Genomic DNA, 18,354 nt, shown 5'->3' with positions numbered 1-18,354 from the left:
CAAATTCACAATATCTCCACATTCTGTTTCAGGCGGCTCAGGCATGCAGGGAATGCATAATCTTTATGTTTAATTCAGTGAGTAAGAGGTGGGATCAAACGGTGGGATGAGTGTACATAAAGGCCCGTTCGGGTTTGAGCGAAGGGGCCTGATAATGGCGTACTAGTAAATTTTAATAGGCAAAAGCGGCCCGGTGCTTGCGAATAAACGCAGGCCAGCGCACAGGCTCTCTGCCTGCTATTTCCGGGAAGTTATCAAACGTTTCCTCGACGCCGGGAATATCACGTTCGGCAATGCGCCGCAGGTTGTCACCCACGCAATTCATATAAGCCATTTCGGCTCCGGATTGCCGCATATTCTCGAGGAAAACGCGGTGATCATGTGCTTCATAGCGGAACGATTGGCCTAGTATTTCGGTCATCATGGCAGCGATCTCGCCATAAGACTTGGCGTCATAACCCAGACGATAAGTTTTGCCCGCGTGTTTTTCAGGATGCAGCAGTGAATAGGCCGCTGCCAGCGCAACGTCTTCACCATCCACCCAACTGAAAGGGGCATCGCCGGTGTATTGCTCAATGACGCCGTTGATGACCGCCGGAACACCGCCGTAGCCGATCAGATTTTGCATAAAGCACTCTGGTCGTAAATGCGTGAAGGAGAAATCTAAGGCTTCAATATAACGTTCGATCAGTTGATGCCAGGCCCAGTGTGCAATAGTGGTATCGTCACGGCCGCAGGCGCCCAGGTGCACAATATGCTGCACACCTGCGTGTTTTGCCTTGTCGAGAAACACTTTGCTCTGACGCAACATGTCGACGGTGTAACCGGTTGCCAGAAAGACACGGTCAATGCTGTGTAGCGCGGGCACCAGCGTGTCTTCTTTATCAAAATCCATAATGACAGTGCGAATACCTTGAGCCTCAAAAGGCGCAGCTTTTTGCGATGAGCGCACGGCAGCGACCAGAGTGATGGAAGGGTCCGTCTGGAGAATACGCAGAGTATCACCGCCTATCTGGCCGGTGGCACCGGTAATCAGCACCCTGGGTTTCGTTATGCGCATGAATAAACTCCTTTTGTTTATAACTGAATAAGGCATGGGTCTAATGCCTGGCGATAGAGAGGAGTTTACTGAGAAAAATATTCCTATTTAGGCTATAAATTACCAAGTTTATGGAATTAAATTCATCAATTTGGTGGGCTATGTATTCTTCAGAAAGACTGAAAGGTATCGACTTGTTTGTCTGTGTGGCGGACATGGGCAGCTTTACTGCCGCCGCAGAACGCATGAATTTGACCAGCTCTGCTATCAGTAAAGGCATTGCACGTTTAGAAGCGCGTTTGCAGGTTAGGTTGTTTCACCGCACCACGCGGCGATTGTCACTGACTGATGCGGGGGTAACGTTTTATCGCACGTGCACCGGCGTGCTTGGCGAACTGGAGGAGGCGGAACTCTCAATACAGGCCGAAAACGCCCAACCACAGGGTAAAGTGCGTGTTGATCTGCCTGCTTCCTATGGCCGTCTGCATGCATTACCGGTGATCCTGAAGCTGATTGAGGATCACCCGTTGTTGATGCCGCATATCTCCTTTTCTGATCGCTTTGTTGATCCTGTAAGAGAAGGTATCGACATCATCGTACGTATCGGTGGCGCTGATATTTGGCCAAATACCTTGGGGCATTGTTATCTGGGGGCACAACGACATATTTTTTGTGCTTCACCGTCCTACGTGAAAAAGCGGGGTACACCGGAAACCGAGCAGGATTTAGAAAATCACAGCTGCGTGGTTTACGGCGAAGGAAACGGTCTGCCCACGCCCTGGCATTTTGCCGGAGTGCAACCCAACAGCAGCGAGAAAAAGGTGTTACCCGCGCGGGTGGCGATCGGCGATGCAGAAGGGCAGCTCACCGCGGTATTGGCAGGGCACGGCATTGCACAATTGCCCACCTGGTTGGTGAAACGACAGCTTGAAGAGGGTACCTTGGTTGAAGTGTTATCCCATCTGGCCACCGATGGTCTGCCGATTAATTTGGCTTGGCTCAAAAGCCGTCAGGCATTACCTAAAGTCCGTGCATTGCTAAAGATCCTGACCGACAATCTGGGCCCATCAGGCAGTAGGCTGGGTCCTTTTTGAAGTGGTGATGACTGTTAATTATTTGAAAAATAGTAAAAATTAAGGTTTTTCTTCCATGAAAGGTTACTCCCCGGCATGAATAAAAACTACGGCGGTATGTTGTAGTGGCAATCCAAAGGCCCTTGTTATTGTGTTGGTTGTTAAATGCAAAAAGGGGACATTACTAACAGCACGGGGGGTTGATAAATAGGGCGCAGATTATCTTGGTGGTTCAAAATCGCAGGACTTTAATGCAGCACACCACATTCCTTTGATGAAATAAGAAAAGCCGTGACCCGGATAAGTAAGCTTTATACGATGTGTTCGTAAAGTGAAAGGGGCTGGAATCCATAATCCAGCACGCGTACGTAATTTTAATGACCTGGAGATTGTGCTATGTCCGTTATGGACGCGCTTCTGGCGTTTAGTTTTGCCGCTGTACTGTTGACCTTAACACCGGGCCTGGATACCGCACTGGTATTAAGAACGGCGACTGTTGAAGGCAGAAAACAGGCCGTTCATGCTGCGCTTGGTATCAGTGTCGGCTGTTTAATATGGGGGGCGGCGGTAGCCTTCGGCTTGGGTGCACTTATCGCTGTTTCAGAACTTGCTTATGACATTCTAAAGTACTGCGGCGCAGCTTATCTGACATGGCTAGGCATAAATATGTTGCTGCGTCCAAGGAAGCAATTTGCAGTCGCAGCTACTTCCGGAAAGCCTGCTTCAAACTGGTTCTTGAAAGGCATTCTCGGTAATGCCCTGAATCCTAAAGTGGGTATCTTTTATGTTTCTTTTTTACCCCAATTTATACCACAGGGGCATTCACCCGTTATCTGGACTTTTGCGCTGGTGAGTATTCATATGGCGATTGGTATTACCTGGTCAATGATGTTGATTGGTGCAACGCGTCCGCTGGCATCCCTGCTGCAAAAAGAGAAAGTGATCCGTTGGCTGGATCGTACAACAGGTATGATTTTTCTGTTATTTGCAGCCCGGCTGGCGTTCAGTAAGCGCTAAACAACCTTTTAAAAAGAACGCGGCCAGTTAACCGATGACGATTAACTATTCCTGAATCAATCAGCTTGGTTTGTTCTCACGTATAGCTTTTAATCCGGCCAGAGAGAAAAGTTTGAAATGCGTCGTGAGCACTTTCGTTTGCATCGCGACGATTTCCTTCACAGGTCCTGGTATACGATTACCCGCCACCATCAGCATCATACAGGGTGCAACTACACTCAGCATGCAAGGGAGCAAGCGGGGATCTTCTGCTGAGAGACCTGCTGCTTCACCCACAATCCGCCTTACCGACTGAATCTTTCCAGCACCTTCAGCATTAATAAAATCACCGAGTTGTGCTGATGGAGACAACATCTCACGTGCAAACACTCTGCCATGCCAGTCATCCGGATTGCTCAGTTTTGACAGAAACGTTTCCAGAAAAGTGCCTAACTTATCTTCTGCGGGTAGCTCAGATGCAGCAAGTCGTGCGAGTTGCTCACCATCCAGATAATGGTGATGGGCATGTGTCAGTACAGCGAGATATAACCCGTCACGTCCACCAAAGTGATAGTTGATTGCAGCCAGATCAACACTGGCTTTTTTAGCAATTTCTTTGTTAGTGGTCTGTGCAAATCCCTTTTCTGCGATCAGCTCTCCTGCTGCTTCGAGGATGCTTTCCCGGGTGATATTCCCATCGCTTCGGCGCGCTCTGCTCATAATCCACAACTTCCAGATAAGTTAATTCGACAAGAAGGGTTTATTATTACACAATTAAAGTTTAAATTGAATTTAAACTAAGTGTCTCAGGGAACATCAGGACATTTTTATGATGAATAAAAAAATCATCGCCGGGGTAGTTGTTGTGGCTCTTATCATTGCCGTGGCGACTTTCTGGCTGGTTGGTCGTCACGATGGAGATAAGCGTCACTTGACGCTGCATGGAAATGTCGACATTCGCCAGGTCTCACTGGCATTCGAAGACAGCGGCCGTATTAGCACGCTCACTGTCGATGAGGGCGATCAGGTTCGTGCCGGACAGGTTATCGCCACGCTGGATACTCGTGCGCTGAAAATTCAGGAGCAGCAGGCCCAGGCGCAGCTAGATGCGCAGAAGCAAACGGTGCGTGAACAGCAGGCTGGGGCAAGGCCTGAAGAACTGGCTCAGGCCCGAGCCCAATTGTCCTCGGCACAGGCCCAATTACAAAAAGCAACTGAAGACATCAGCCGCATTCAACGCATTTCCGCCAGCACAGGAGGAAAGGGGGTCAGTAAGCAGGAACTGGACACGGCCCGCAGTAATCTCCGTATCGCCCAGGCTAACGTGAAAGAGCGTCAGGCCAGCCTGACGTTGATGGAAAAAGGTGTGCGCTCAGAGCAACGTGAAGCTTCCGTTGCGCAGGTTCGCGCTACCGAGGCACAGCTGGCGTTGATGCAATACCATCTCTCGCAGGCAGAATTACGTTCTCCTGTAGATGCAGTGGTCCGGGCACGTCTTCAGGAACCCGGTGACATGACCGGTCCACAAAAAGCGGTCTATACCCTGGCTCTTAGCAAGCCGAAATGGGTCCGCGTATGGCTGAATGAAGGTGATCTGGGGCGTGTGAAATCTGGCATGCCGGCAGAGGTCTTCACTGATTCATTTCCGGATAAACCAGTAACTGGCAAAGTTGGGTTCATTTCATCTGTGGCTGAGTTCACGCCAAAATCTGTCCAGACTGAAGATCTGCGAACCAATCTGGTATTTGAAGTCCGCATTGTCGTTGACGACCCTGATAACGTTCTGCGTATGGGGCAACCCGCAACGGTGACTATCAATACTCAGCCAGAGAATCAGCGCGATGCCAGTAACTGATAATCAGCATGTCGTCATTGCACACGACTTGGTGCGTCTGTTTCCAGGTGTCACCAAAAATGCTCCTGAAACGCGTGCACTGGATGGCCTGACGCTTAACATTCGTGCTGGGGAGTTGACTGCGCTGGTTGGCCCTGATGGTGCGGGGAAAACCACCTTTCAGCGGCTGATTGCCGGGCTTTATGAACCCAGTTCAGGCAGCTTGACCGTATTGGGCACAGATGTGACCGCAGATCCGCAGTCAGTGCAAAACCGCATCAGTTACATGCCGCAGCGTTTTGGGCTGTATGAGGATCTCAGCGTGCAGGAAAATCTCGATTTGTACGCGGATTTGCATGGCGTTCCCTCGCAGGTCAGACAAGAACGCTTCGAACGACTGCTGTCGATAACCGATTTGACCCGCTTTACGGCGCGCCCAGCCGGAAAGCTCTCAGGTGGTATGAAGCAAAAGCTGGGGTTGGCCTGCACGCTGGTGCGTTCCCCTGATTTGCTGCTGCTTGATGAACCGAGCGTCGGGGTTGATCCTCTCTCTCGTCGTGATCTTTGGAAAATCATCGAACAGCTGGTTAAAGATGAAAAACTGAGCGTTATCATCAGTACCGCCTATATGGACGAGGCCGAGCGCTGCGCGCAAATTTATGTGATGAATCAGGGCAAAATCCTCGCAGAGGGTAAACCTGAAATGCTGCGTCAGAAGGCCGCAGGTAGAACATGGTTGGCCGTTCCTGCACAAGGCACTAAATCACGTATTTTACAGGCTCATCTACTCGAAAAGCGCGACGCCATTGCTGATGCAGTACCCAAAGGCGATGCCGTCCGCTTTATCTGCCTATCTGCCGATGATAAAACCACACCGCGTGAAGTGAATGCCACTCCGAGGGAAGCAGAACTGGAAGATGGTTTCATGTTGTTATTGCATCAAGCACAGCAGCACGATTCGACTGCGCCTGGCGGGCCGGTAAAAGCGGAAATGGTCTCCGCACAAAACAGTAATAGCGACAGTGACGAGCCGGTCATCGTCGTGAAAGATCTGGTGCGAAAATTTGGTGATTTCACCGCGGTTGCCAATACCTCTTTTGACGTCAAACGCGGCGAAATCTTCGGCTTGTTAGGGCCGAATGGCGCAGGGAAAACGACCACGTTCCGTATGCTGTGTGGGTTGCTGCCTGCGACCAGCGGGCAACTGGAAGTAGCCGGAATGAACCTGCGCACAGCGCGGGCGAAAGCGCGTGCCCGTATTGGCTACGTCTCGCAGAAATTTGCCCTTTACGGCAACCTCAGCGTACGGGACAACCTGACTTTCTTTGGGGGAGCCTATGGCCTGTCTGGTGAAAAACTGAACCGCCAGATAGAGGCTTCTCTGAAGCAATTTGAACTGAGTCCGGATGCCATTAGCGGCGAACTGCCTGGAGGATTCAAACAGCGTTTATCCATGGCAGTAGCTTTGTTGCATGAACCGGAAATTGTTTTTCTCGATGAGCCGACCAGCGGTATCGATCCACTGGCGCGGCGTCTGTTCTGGTACACCATTGGCGAACTGGCGAACAAAGGCATCACTATTATCGTCACAACGCATTTTATGGAGGAGGCCGAATATTGCGACAGGATTGCGATTCAGGATGCGGGAAAGCTGCTGGCGTTGGGTACGCCTAAAGAAGTCCGTCAGCTCGCAGGACTTGACCATACAGCAGACATGAATACTGCCTTTATTGCCATTGTCGAAAATTCCCGTGCTCAGGTGGCTCAAAAGGAGCTCAGTAATGAATGATTCAACGTTCCTTCGTCGTCTGATCTCGCTGACCCGCAAAGAAACCCGCCAGTTGATACGCGATAAAAGCAACCTTGCGGTCGGGTTTCTACTGCCCATCGTGCTGATCTTGCTGTTTGGTTACGGCGTCTCTTTTGATCTGAGCACGGCGCGTGTCGCGGTGGTGCAGGAGCAGCATACCACTCAGAGCCATCAGGTCCTTACCGCATTACAGGGTAGTCGTTATCTCTCCGTGCAGGAGTACCCGAGCCTCGTTGCTGCGCAGGCAGCACTTCAGAAAGATGAGATTGATGCCATTGTTCGGATTCCTTCAGACTATGCCGAAAGCACGGCGTCGGGAAATGGCACATTGCAGGTATTGCTCAACGGGGCTGTCACCAGCGTTGCCTCTGCGGCACAGAGCTATATCATCGGTGCATTGGGTACGCAGACGGCGATTGAGTCTGACAGACAAAATCTCGCGTCAACGACAGGCACGGTATCCATTGAACAACGCATGTGGTTCAACGAAGCCGGGATCAGTACCTGGTTTATTGTGCCGGGGATCCTCGTCCTCATCTTGACGCTGATTGGGGCATTTCTTACCGGACTGCTGATTGCCCGTGAGCGTGAGCGGGGAACACTTGAAGCCTTGTTTGTTACACCCGTTCGCCCACTGGAACTGGTGTTGGCCAAACTTGCACCTTATATGGTGATTGGCACTGTCGATCTCGTTATCTGCCTGCTTGCTGCGCATTACCTGTTTGCGATCCCAATCAGAGGCTCTCTCTTCGCCATCATTACGTCTTCACTACTGTATTTGTTGGTCTCGCTGGGGATGGGGTTGACCATATCAGGCTTTGCGCCAAGCCAGTTTTTGGCCAGCCAGATTGCACTGATTGCGAGTTTTATGCCTGCGATGATGCTATCTGGTTTTGTTTTTGATATCCGTAACTTACCGATAGTCGTTCAGGTTGTCAGTCAGATTTTACCCGCAACCCATTTCATGTCACTTATCAAGACGCTGTTTCTGGGTGGTGATGACTGGCCGATGTTTTTCCGCCAATGCGGCATCCTGCTGCTCTATGCGGTTATCCTGATTAATGCCTCACGACTTTCCCTTCGCAAACGGCTGAGGTAGCGCATGATATCTGAATTCCAACAATGGCTGCGGCACATCAGCTTTCTGATAAGAAAAGAAATCCTGACCATTGTCAAAGAACCCGCCAACAGAGTGATCCTGATTGCTCCCGTTTTTATGCAGGCGTTACTGTTTGGCTACGCGGCAACCTATGATGTTAACCACGTTGACTATGCTGTACTGGATCAAAGCCGGGGTCAGGCTTCAACACAAATTATTTCGCACTTGGACGGGACTGGCGTATTTAACCGAACCGCCACGCTGACGTCAGCCTCGCAAATTCAGCAGGTGGTAATGGACGGGAAAGCCTTGATGGTACTGACATTCCCACCTGATTTTGAAAATAAGCTTAACCAGGGACTGACGTCACCATTGCAGGTGATCCTCGATGGCCGTAATTCCTCTACCGCAGGTGCGGCAGCAGGTTATATCAGCGCGGTGGTCAACGACTTTAACCAGCGCAGGACAGGCAACCTTTCACCGATAAATGTTGAGGTCCGCGCCTGGTATAATCCGAATCTTGAGTCTCGATGGGGATTGATGCCCACGCTGATTGCGGCAATCAGTATGATGCAGACGTTGTTGTTGTCGGCTCTTTCGGTCGCCAGAGAACGGGAGCAGGGGACCTTTGACCAACTTCTGGTCACACCCTTTACGCCCATGCAGTTGCTAATTGGCAAAGCCATCCCACCGGTGTTGGTTGGGTTGGTGCAATCGACAATCATCCTCTTGGTCATATTATTCTGGTTCCAGATCCCAATGAACGGGTCGCTGTTTCTTCTCTATTTCGGGCTGCTCAGTTTCAATATTGCAGCTGTCGGTCTGGGGCTGTCGATTTCAGCGGTTTCCATCAACATGCAACAGGCCATGTTGTACACCTTCTTACTCATCATGCCGCTCATGTTGCTTTCCGGATTGCTAACTCCTGTGCAAACCATGCCTGCGGTGCTTGATACCCTGACCTATGCTAATCCACTGCGTTTTGCCATTGATCTTGTGCGGCGGGTCTATCTCGAAGGCGCTGGGTTTAGCGACGTCGCTTTTGATTTTATTCCCATGATAGCCATGGCAGTTATCACCATGCCGTTGGCCGCGTGGCTGTTTCGTAACCGACTCTACTGATGCAGAGATCCAGATGAATAACCGTTTTTCACTTTTCAATCGTCATGCATTATCCGCGCTGGCGGCGATGACTGCACTGACTCTCATCAGTGGTTGTACAGTTGGTCCGGATTTCCAAAAGCCAAAGGCAGATGCACCAACAGACTGGACAACCTGGCGCAGCGGTGATGCCGCGTTGCATACGCTACCAGGAGGGAACGCCGTTTCAGATAACCAGTGGTGGAAACGCTATAACGATCCTGTACTTGATGCACTGGTTACCAAAGCCTTATCGGCGAGCCCGGATATTCGCACCGCAACGTTGCGATTTGCTAGCGCCCGTGCACAGCAGCAGATAACCGCTTCGCAGCAAACTCCAACGGTGAACGCCACTGGCAGTGTCACCCGGATCCAGCAAAGCGAGAACAGCCCTTCAACGCGAGCTCTGAAAGAAGCGCTGCCCAACCCAGATGAACTCATACAGCTGATGGCTGCGCCGTCGAACTGGTATCAAGGTGGGCTGGATTTCTCATGGGAAGTCGATCTGTGGGGGCATGTACGCCGCGCAATAGAAGCTTCTGACGCGGATGTTCAATCCCAGAAAGCGATGCTGGAGCTGGCAAGGCTGAGTATTGTCGGTGATGTGGTGAATAACTATTACAACTTGCGTGGCATTCAGCAGCAAATCATGCTCGCCAAACAGGATGAAAAAGCGCTGGATGAACGCCTTTCTCTGATTCAGGCACGAACAGAGGGTGGAGAGCTGGATGAGACCAGTCAGGAAAGGCAGCGCAGTGAACTGGCTGCCACCCGAGCGAACCTGATCGACCTTCAGGCACAGGAAGGTGTGGCAATGAACCAGCTCCTCTTGCTGTTGGACGAACGGCCTGGTGCGCTGCAGCAGCAGCTGCAATATCACGCGGACAGCTTAAAACCGGGCAATTTGCCACCATTGCACATGGGTATTCCGTCCGAAGTGGCACTCAACCGACCTGACATCCGGGCTGCAGAAGCCCGTCTTCATGCGGCAACGGCGAGAATTGGTGTAGCGGAAGCCGAACTTTACCCGAGTATTACATTGGGCGCACGAATTGGTATGGATACCTACAGTGCAGATAACTTTACTGAGTGGGGCAGCCGCAGCTGGTCAGTAGGACCGAGCCTGAATCTGCCCTTGTTTGACCGAGGACGTCGAAAAGCGACGGTGGTTTTGCGGGAAACCGTTCAACAGCAGGCTGCAGTCGATTACCACAAAACAGTTCTGAAGGCGTGGCAGGAAATTGATGATGCTTTAAGTCGTTATGCAGCGGCGCAGCAAAAATTAAACGAGCAGCAGATTCGCGCGGACAGTGCCGGACAGGCACTGAAGCTAATCCAGGCACGTTACGATGGCGGACTTAGCAATTTTATCGATGTGTTGGATGCACAGCGCAGCAATATCCAGGCAAGGCAGGCGCTGGCCATGAGCCAACGAGATGTCATGACGGCATGGGCGGCAGTGAATCGTGCTGTCGGTAATTATCCGCGCTGAGTAACAACGGATTCAGAAACCATCAAAGATGAAGTCATTCGCATTTTTGATGGCTTTCCGGTGTGTTAATTAGTCTATAACTTTATTAAAACGGTAGAGTTTCGGCGTTCTAGAGGAGCACACCCTTTATTCGACCATATAAGAAATCGTGAACTTCTGCTGTTTGCTCTAAGCAGCCCGATGTCATCTGGACTGCTCAGTGGCAAAGTAGACATTATTCAAAATACAAACGCACTAAACAACTTCGCACTTTATCGTTCCACATTAGTCAGGTTGTGCTGTACGCCTAACACCCTGGGGATTTCCTTTAGATAGACCGAATATTTAGCGATGTTATTTCGTTGAGAGTTCTCTGCGGATGATCTCTGCGCCCGCGCTTAAGGCATTGAGTTTGCCTGTGGCAACCTGACGAGACAAGGGAGCCATGCCACAGTTGGTAGAAGGATAGAGTTTATCGGCATCTACAAACTGAAGTGCTTTACGTAATGTATTGGCGACTTCTTCTGGTGTCTCTATGGTGTTGGTTGCCACATCAATGGCCCCAACCATTACTTTTTTACCGCGAATCAGTTCAAGCAGATCCATTGGGACATGCGAGTTATGGCATTCCAGTGAGATTATATCGATATTAGATGTTTGCAGTTTTGGGAAAGCTTCTTCATATTGTCGCCACTCTGACCCCAACGTCTTTTTCCAATCGGTATTGGCCTTGATGCCATATCCATAGCAGATATGCACAGCCGTTTCACATTTAAGTCCTTCAATGGCTTTTTCTAACGCGGCGATCCCCCAATCGTTCACCTCATCAAAAAATACGTTAAAGGCAGGCTCATCGAACTGAATAATATCGACGCCAGCAGCTTCTAATTCTTTTGCCTCTTGATTGAGAATTTTTGCAAACTCCCACGCAAGCTTTTCGCGGCTCTTATAGTGACTATCATAGAGCGTATCGATCATCGTCATAGGCCCTGGCAGGGCCCATTTAATAGGCTGCTTGGTGAGCTGACGTAAAAACTTGGCATCTTCGACAAAAACAGGTTTTTGACGCGCCACAGCACCCACGACGGTCGGTACACTCGCATCATAACGATTACGAATTTTAACGACCTGACGTTTCTCAAAGTCAACGCCGCTGAGGTGCTCAATAAACGTAGTGACAAAGTGTTGGCGCGTTTGCTCGCCATCACTGACAATGTCAATGCCTGCCCGCAGTTGGTCTTCCAGGGACAAACGCAGTGCATCTTGTTTCCCCTCAATTAATTCTTCATTTTGCAATTTCCAAGGGGACCAAAGTGTCTCTGGTTGTGCAAGCCAGGAAGGTTTAGGCAAACTGCCAGCAGTTGAAGTGGGAAGTAATATTTTCATAATAGATGACCTTTTATTTTCGGTTAATCAAAGAGCGTAGTTAGCGGACCATTGTTCAAGAATATTCTTGTATGGCTTGATGAAGTGCTCTTCAGTAAATTTCCCCTGCTCAATAGCTAACTGGCTGCGTTCTTCCCGGTCATAAACAATTTTTGTTAATGAATGATCCTGATGATTCAGGCTGGGTTGATAGTATTGTCCTGCGGCAGAGTTACTATTGTAAATCTCAGGTCGGTAAATTTTCTGGAAAGTCTCCATCGTGCTGATCGTACTGATAAGCTCAATATCAGTATAATCACTAAGTAAATCACCAGAAAAATAAAAAGCCAAAGGCGCAACGCTATTTTTAGGCATAAAATAACGAACCTGTAACCCCATTTTATTGAAATATTTTTCAGTCAAGGAAGAATCATTCTGCTGATACTCAATGCCTAATACAGGATGTTGGTTCCCCGTCCGGTAATAGGTATCTTTACTTGAGACACTTAAGCATATTACAGGTGATTTTTTAAAGTTCTCTTTGTACTCATTTGAGTTAACGAAATATTTAAATATGTTCCCATGCAAATCCCCAAAGTTATCTGGAATGTTAAATTGGGGTTGGTTATTATTGTGTTCTAACAGCAATACGCTGAAGTCATAATCTCGTACGTAAGAAGAAAAATTATTCCCCACAATACCTTCAATGCGCTCGTTGTTTTTCTTATCAATAATATTTGTTTTTAATATTTCAATCACTGGGAAGGTATTGCCATTGCCTTCAATACTCATCTCAACGGAAATGATTTCAAGTTCGACAGAATAGCGATTGCTCTTGGGGTTATCCCAATTGGCTAATGAATTGAACCGATTATCAATCATCACCAAAGTATTGCGTAAATTCTCCTGGCGATTCTTTCCTCGGGCCAAGTTAGCAAAGTTGGTTGTAATACGCGTACCTTCTGAAGGGTTATAGTTTTCATCGAAGGAACTGCGCTTAATCGTAAAGGTAAAATCTTTATTCATCGTAATCTTGACCCTGGGTTCTGACATGAAAAATGAATTTATTTCTTTATTTTCCAGCGGTTACTGGATTTCTGATTCATCAGTCTTCATGTTGTCAATAAGTTAACATTGCATATTTTATGCCAGAGCCATTAGCGGAGTGAAAGCGACTTAATTTCATTACGACATGAGTCATATTCATGATCTGGGGTAGGGTAGCGGCTGGTATTGTGACAAAAGCCCCTGGCCGACAAGTTTCACATCAGGAATCAAAGGGGGTTGCGCGCTGGGATATGCACGGCAACCATCATCAGAGATACATACTCCGCATAATCACCGGACGTCAGCGGAATCCAGTGAAACGCGTTTAGAACGGGCTGGCATTGTGGGCCTTGATCAGCTCATCGCTGATGGGATGAACAAAATGCAGCTCACTGGCATGCAGCATCAGTCGCGGTGTTTGTTCGGTGCCTGGCACCAGCAGGCCGCCATACAGATCACAGCCTAAAATAGGGTGGCCCAACTGCTGACAGTGGATGCGGAGCTGATGAGTACGTCCGGTTTCCGGGATGAGTTGGACTCGCGTCAATGGCAGTAACGTCCCGTCTTCCAATTCATGGTAAAAGCGTTCAACCACCCGATAGCGGGAGCGAGCGGGTTTACCGTGGATTGCGCAAATTGACATTAGCGGGAACAACGCCGGGTCTTTGGCTATCGCTGCGTCTATTATCCCTTCGTTATCATCCAGATGCCCACAGAGCAATGCGCTGTATACCTTGGTCACCGCACGTTGGCTGAACTGTTGGCAGAGGGCAGCATTGATCGCTTTATTGCGGGCAATTACCATCAGCCCGGATGTACCGAAGTCTAAGCGGTGAACCAAGGTACAGCCAGGGAAGATCTGTACTAATCGGTGGTGTACCGAATCCAGATTTTGCGGATTTTTCCCCGAAAGACTAAGCAACCCGCTGGGTTTATTGATCAGCACCAGATGCTCGTCCTGATAGAGCGTCTTTATCTCGTCATGGCACGGTGGGGCAATAAAGGTATCGATAATCGTAGACATCAGGCTGCCGGATGGAGAGTGGGAGCGGATAATAACGAATTTTTAGCCTGCTGACGAATGACGACCGTTTTTCGCCGACGATCGGATTTGACGCAAAGCAAAACGCCCGCTTAAGTTTCCTTAAGCGGGCGTCTCTAATATGGCTCCTCTGACTGGACTCGAACCAGTGACATACGGATTAACAGTCCGCCGTTCTACCGACTGAACTACAGAGGAATCGTGTGAACGGGGCGAATAATAGCGAGGTGGCTCTGGCTTGTAAAGCCTGAAAACACCTTGCCGTTTCGTTTGCTGCAAGATTATTCAACCTGCTGCTTTTTATCGCTTTTATTGATGCACTGCTGCGCAGTGATCCAGGGATGGCCATTTGCCACCGTTGCCATGCCTTATGTTGGTGCACACTTTTGTTATTTCCCGTCGCGTCATCTGGCGATTTTATCGACGACAGCATCATTTTTTCTTATTTTTCCGTCGATTAGTTCATATGCTCTCTTATTGTTTCGGTCTGGCCCAGATCTTGCTGTATTTCTTCCTGAACATACGCAGTTAAGTGGCATGACGGAGGCAATATGAATTTCAGACGTCTGAAGTATTTTGTGAAAATCGTCGACATTGGCAGCCTGACGCAGGCGGCAGAGGTGCTACATATCGCTCAGCCAGCGCTCAGCCAACAATTGGCCACTCTGGAAGGGGAGCTGAAACAGCAACTGCTGATCCGCACCAAGCGTGGCGTGATGCCGACCGAGGCCGGTAACATTCTTTATGCGCATGCCCAAACCATTTTGCGCCAGTGTGAGCAGGCGCAAAGTGCGGTCAACAGTGCCGGACAGGCAATGAGCGGCCATGTATCCGTTGGGTTGGCACCGGGTAGCCTGGCGTCTCAACTGGCCTTGCCGCTGTTGCAGGCGGTGCGCGATCAGCACCCAGGTATTTTGCTCAGTTTGAACGAGAACATCGGTTCAACGTTGGCCGGGCAGGTCGCCAACCAGAACCTGGATATGGCGGTAATTTACGGGACTAAAATGCCCACCGGTTTGCAGGCCACAGCATTGATGCGGGAAGATCTCTATCTGGTGGCGACGCGTGCGGTACCAAACCCCGGCAACAGTGTTGATCTGCTTGATGTCGCGCGGCTGAATTTGTTCTTACCACGCGAGGGTGATGTGGTGCGGAACCAGGTGGATAAAGCCATGGCAGTGCGCAAGCTGGCGGCCAACGTAATTGGTGAAATTGAATCCCCAGGTACCCTGAGCGCGGCTATCGCCAGCGGCCTTGGCGCCACTATTTTGCCGGAGTCGGTGGCGCGCGCGATGATTGGCCCCGCGAAGGCGTGGATGGCACGCATCAATACGCCGTCGTTAAGCGTCCCGTTGTCGTTGTGTATCTCCAGTCAGCAGTCGTTGTCGGCGCCAGCGTTGGTGGTGAAAGAGATTTTACTGTCAATCGCCGCCAGCCGCAGTCAGGAAAAACGCGTGCTGGCGTTGGTGCAGTAATCAGGACAGGCTTTCCCGCTTAAGTTTGCTGATGTCGGGGGCCGCCTGAACTGAGCCTGATGCTGGTGGTGTCTGGCGTTCCTCCGGGAGCGACAGTGCCAGTGAGAAACCGAAGGTGTTGGAGGGGGTTTTGGTAGAGGATAGCATGCGCATGCCGTTTCAGGTGCGGTCATCACCGCACCTGAAATTGTCGTCAATTAACTGAGTTGATAATGGCTGTCCGGTCGCGCCGCTGGTGGTAAATCGGTTTCGTCGTTCATTTCGCGCAGGTTGATCTCAATGGCGTTGCACATGGCGTTAAGTGGCAGATCGTTAGCGGCGGTGCCGAACGGATCTTCGAGTTCTTCTGCCAGAGAGTCCAGTGAGATGAAGGTATAGGAAATAAAGACCGACACCAATGGCGTCATGTAATGCAGGTCCGGCACCAGTGCGAAAGGCAGCAGCGTGCAGAACAGATATACCGTGCGGTGAACGATCAGGCTATAAGCGAACGGGATCGGCGTATTGGCAATGCGTTCGCAGCCACCGAGGATCTCGGACAGTCGATTGAGGTTCTGATCGATACTGTGAAACAGCATATCTGACAGCTGTGCCGATTGCCGCTTCTCTCCCAGCCATTGCCCCATCATCAACAGCAGACGGTTACAGGGAGAAGTGCTAGTTTCAATCGCCCGTAAATCAGCGTGGGGTAACAGGCGTTGCAGATCGGCGGTGATATCGGTGCCGCGCAGTTGGTGTTTCAGGCAGTAGCTGAATGCCATCAGCAGGGCGGCAAATTCACGCGCTGCCTCATCCTGCTGAGGCAGCAGGCTTTTGATCTGGCGTAGCAGTGAACGCTGGACGATCAACAAGCTGCCCCATAACAGCCGCGCCTCGGTGAATCGCGCATAGCTGACGCTGTTGCGGAACCCGAGGAAGATGGCGATCGCCACGCCTAATAGACTGAAGGGGGCCAGTGTGAGTTTGACGCCCAGATGTTCGTACCACTGAAAACACAGCACAGCAACGATCGACATTGCGATGTTAAGGCTAAGGCGAAACAGAATTTTGGAGAGCACCGAACCGTGCCAGACGAAAAGCCGCCTGAACCAGTGTTGCTGAGGTCTGACAATCATATGAGTGATAATGACTGGGGAATGGGAGCCGCTGTTGTAACAGATTTGCGGCGTAGACATCAACGGTCTGAGGATGAAAAGTTAAAAAGCCCGCAAAAGTGGGAATGCTGTTCACTTCAGGTTTTTATGCTCCGGCCGAGCAAGGGGCCGTAAGTGCGGCCCCTTGCAACCCGCGCCTTCGGCCCCTTCAATTGCCGTTCATGACGGTGGCAGAGAAATGAACGGCACTTCTTCCTGTACTGAACTGACAAAGACCGAATAAAAAATGCGCGTCAGGCTCAGCCGATCGGTAGTAGGGCGAAGCGCGTTAGCGGAACGGCGGCTCGTTAAAGGTCCGCAGCTTACGGGAATGTAAGCGATCGCCTTCCGCACGGAGCAAATCAATGGCGCAAATACCGATTTGCAGGTGCTCTGAAATTGCTCCTTCATAAAAGCGGTTGGCTTGGCCTGGTAGCTTGATTTCACCGTGCAGTGGTTTATCCGATACGCACAACAGTGTGCCGTATGGCACCCGGAAACGGTAACCCTGGGCCGCAATTGTGGCACTTTCCATGTCGACGGCGACCGCGCGGCTGAGGTTAAAGCGCAGCGCAGAAGCGGAATAGCGCAGTTCCCAGTTGCGATCGTCGGTGGTTACTACGGTGCCGGTGCGCAGACGCTGTTTAACTTCTTCACCCGGCATACCGCTGACCATTTTGGTGGCGTCATACAACGCACGTTGTACCTCTGCAATGCTGGGGATCGGGATATCCGGTGGTAACACCGAGTCCAGCACATGATCATCACGCAGATAGGCGTGGGCCAATACATAGTCACCAATCGACTGGCTTTCACGCAGACCGCCACAGTGGCCGATCATCAACCAGGCGCTAGGGCGCAGTACCGCCAGATGGTCGCAGATGGTTTTGGCGTTGGACGGACCGACACCAATATTGATCAGTGTGATGCCCTGGCCGGTACGTGAGATCAGATGGTAGGCCGGCATCTGGTGATTTTTCCAGGCCAAGTCAGAAACGGCCTGGTCTGGCGCGGTCGTTTCCGGCGTGATGTAGATGCCACCGGCGCTGGACAGCGCAATATAAGGGCTGGCCGGGTCGGCTATTTCGGCGCAGGCCCAGCGGACAAACTCATCCACGTAGCGGGTGTAGTTGGTGAACAGCACGAAGGGCTGAAAATGCTCCACCGGGGTGCCGGTGTAGTGGCGTAACCGCGCCAGTGAAAAATCGGCCCGTAGCGCGTCGAAATGTGACAGCGGGAAGGTACTGGTGGCGTGGAACAGGCCGTCGGCAGTTTCATCCCCGATTTGCGCCAACTCGGTTGTCGGGAAATGCTGTGCCAGGCTGGCACTCATCGTGCGATCCAACATCAGGTTGGAACCGTCAATCACGTAAGGGAACGGAATTTCCTGCTGTGATGGTCTGACGTCAATATGCGCATCGTATTCGTTCGCCAGCATCGTCAACTGCTCGATGAGATAGTGGCGGAAAAGTTGTGGTCGGGTGATGGTGGTGGTGTAGCAACCGGTATGGGTAAAGCGGCCGTAGGCGCGGGTTTTAGTCTGGCCGGGTGATGTGCCGTCCCAGCTAACGCGCAGTTCCGGATAAACAAACAACCCTGTCGTACGGGCTTGTGTGTCGGGTAGGCCGCCGTGACTAATAAAATCCCCCACAGCCTGGCGCAGCGCGGCAACTGAGGCGTCATACAACGCTTCCAGTTTGTCGATCGCCTGAGTGGGGGTGAGGCCGGTGCCGGATTGCTGACTGCTCATACTCTCTCCTTGGTTCTCCCTACTCGTGGTGGGAGGCAGGCGGATATTAATTCACAGCCACAGGTTAGCCGAAGATGGGC

16 protein-coding genes and 1 tRNA gene are annotated in these 18,354 nt (G+C 50.8%); 8 read left to right on the top strand and 9 right to left on the bottom strand.

Annotated features, from left to right (window positions below):
• Positions 1-172 precede the first annotated feature (172 nt).
• Entirely contained in the window at positions 173-1,060 is an 888-nt protein-coding gene (locus tag SGR01S_RS04355) for an NmrA family NAD(P)-binding protein (protein WP_061806640.1), read from the bottom strand.
• 140 nt (positions 1,061-1,200) lie between these two features.
• Here SGR01S_RS04355 and SGR01S_RS04350 point away from each other — a divergent pair, with 140 nt between their 5' ends.
• Both SGR01S_RS04350 and SGR01S_RS04345 read left to right on the top strand, forming a co-directional pair.
• On the top strand, positions 1,201-2,133 hold the full coding sequence (locus SGR01S_RS04350) for a LysR family transcriptional regulator (protein ID WP_061806639.1): 933 nt from the start codon (positions 1,201-1,203) through the stop codon (positions 2,131-2,133).
• A 375-nt stretch (positions 2,134-2,508) separates the two neighbouring features.
• Entirely contained in the window at positions 2,509-3,129 is a 621-nt protein-coding gene (locus SGR01S_RS04345) for a LysE family translocator (RefSeq protein ID WP_061806638.1), read from the top strand.
• 60 nt (positions 3,130-3,189) lie between these two features.
• Here the strand turns inward: SGR01S_RS04345 and SGR01S_RS04340 are convergent, their stop codons facing one another.
• The gene (locus SGR01S_RS04340) at positions 3,190-3,828 is read right to left on the bottom strand and encodes a TetR/AcrR family transcriptional regulator (RefSeq protein ID WP_061806637.1); all 639 of its coding nucleotides are present in this window, start codon (positions 3,826-3,828) and stop codon (positions 3,190-3,192) included.
• Positions 3,829-3,937: 109 nt separating this feature from the next.
• On the opposite strand from SGR01S_RS04340, the gene SGR01S_RS04335 reads away from it, so the two are divergent.
• From SGR01S_RS04335 to SGR01S_RS04315, 5 genes are read left to right on the top strand one after another with little or no spacing between them, the layout of a single operon-like run.
• Positions 3,938-4,963: an HlyD family secretion protein gene (locus SGR01S_RS04335; RefSeq protein WP_238320976.1), complete on the top strand. Its 1,026-nt coding sequence runs from the start codon at positions 3,938-3,940 to the stop codon at positions 4,961-4,963.
• Positions 4,950-6,731, top strand: coding sequence for an ATP-binding cassette domain-containing protein (locus SGR01S_RS04330; protein ID WP_061806636.1), 1,782 nt, complete (start codon positions 4,950-4,952; stop codon positions 6,729-6,731). Before SGR01S_RS04335 ends, SGR01S_RS04330 begins: the two co-directional genes overlap by 14 nt.
• Positions 6,724-7,851: an ABC transporter permease gene (locus SGR01S_RS04325; protein ID WP_061806635.1), complete on the top strand. Its 1,128-nt coding sequence runs from the start codon at positions 6,724-6,726 to the stop codon at positions 7,849-7,851. The genes SGR01S_RS04330 and SGR01S_RS04325 overlap by 8 nt, the downstream gene beginning before the upstream one ends.
• 3 nt (positions 7,852-7,854) lie before the next feature.
• On the top strand, positions 7,855-8,973 hold the full coding sequence (locus tag SGR01S_RS04320) for an ABC transporter permease (RefSeq protein WP_061806634.1): 1,119 nt from the start codon (positions 7,855-7,857) through the stop codon (positions 8,971-8,973).
• Positions 8,974-8,986: 13 nt separating this feature from the next.
• On the top strand, positions 8,987-10,483 hold the full coding sequence (locus SGR01S_RS04315) for an efflux transporter outer membrane subunit (protein WP_061806633.1): 1,497 nt from the start codon (positions 8,987-8,989) through the stop codon (positions 10,481-10,483).
• A gap of 333 nt (positions 10,484-10,816) precedes the next feature.
• On the opposite strand, the gene SGR01S_RS04310 is transcribed toward SGR01S_RS04315, so the two are convergent.
• The 4 genes from SGR01S_RS04310 to SGR01S_RS04295 all read right to left on the bottom strand — a co-directional run bounded on the left by SGR01S_RS04310 (position 10,817) and on the right by SGR01S_RS04295 (position 14,114).
• Positions 10,817-11,848 (bottom strand): methionine synthase, encoded by a 1,032-nt coding sequence (locus SGR01S_RS04310; RefSeq protein WP_061806632.1) that lies wholly within the window; start codon positions 11,846-11,848, stop codon positions 10,817-10,819.
• Between the two features lie 27 nt (positions 11,849-11,875).
• Positions 11,876-12,853 carry a DUF1852 domain-containing protein gene (locus SGR01S_RS04305; RefSeq protein WP_061806631.1) on the bottom strand — a complete coding sequence of 326 codons (978 nt, stop codon included), beginning with the start codon at positions 12,851-12,853 and terminating at the stop codon, positions 11,876-11,878.
• Positions 12,854-13,199: 346 nt separating this feature from the next.
• Positions 13,200-13,898 carry an RluA family pseudouridine synthase gene (locus SGR01S_RS04300; RefSeq protein ID WP_061806630.1) on the bottom strand — a complete coding sequence of 233 codons (699 nt, stop codon included), beginning with the start codon at positions 13,896-13,898 and terminating at the stop codon, positions 13,200-13,202.
• A gap of 140 nt (positions 13,899-14,038) precedes the next feature.
• Positions 14,039-14,114, bottom strand: a tRNA-Asn gene (locus tag SGR01S_RS04295).
• A gap of 353 nt (positions 14,115-14,467) precedes the next feature.
• On the opposite strand from SGR01S_RS04295, the gene nac reads away from it, so the two are divergent.
• A complete protein-coding gene (gene nac, locus SGR01S_RS04290; protein WP_061806629.1) occupies positions 14,468-15,391 on the top strand; it encodes a nitrogen assimilation transcriptional regulator NAC in 924 nt (307 codons plus the stop codon).
• On the opposite strand, the gene SGR01S_RS24135 is transcribed toward nac, so the two are convergent.
• From SGR01S_RS24135 to SGR01S_RS04280, 3 genes are all read right to left on the bottom strand, one after another.
• Positions 15,392-15,538: a hypothetical protein gene (locus tag SGR01S_RS24135; RefSeq protein ID WP_167348749.1), complete on the bottom strand. Its 147-nt coding sequence runs from the start codon at positions 15,536-15,538 to the stop codon at positions 15,392-15,394.
• Positions 15,539-15,588: 50 nt separating this feature from the next.
• Positions 15,589-16,506, bottom strand: coding sequence for a bestrophin family protein (locus tag SGR01S_RS04285; protein ID WP_037417413.1), 918 nt, complete (start codon positions 16,504-16,506; stop codon positions 15,589-15,591).
• Between the two features lie 307 nt (positions 16,507-16,813).
• On the bottom strand, positions 16,814-18,274 hold the full coding sequence (locus tag SGR01S_RS04280) for an AMP nucleosidase (RefSeq protein WP_061806628.1): 1,461 nt from the start codon (positions 18,272-18,274) through the stop codon (positions 16,814-16,816).
• Between the last annotated feature and the right edge of the window lie 80 nt (positions 18,275-18,354).

It is taken from the genome of Serratia grimesii NBRC 13537, from assembly GCF_001590905.1.
GTDB classification, from domain to species: domain Bacteria; phylum Pseudomonadota; class Gammaproteobacteria; order Enterobacterales; family Enterobacteriaceae; genus Serratia; species Serratia grimesii.
Note: the sequence above shows the minus strand (reverse complement) of the source record. Positions and strands in the feature narration are given on the sequence as shown.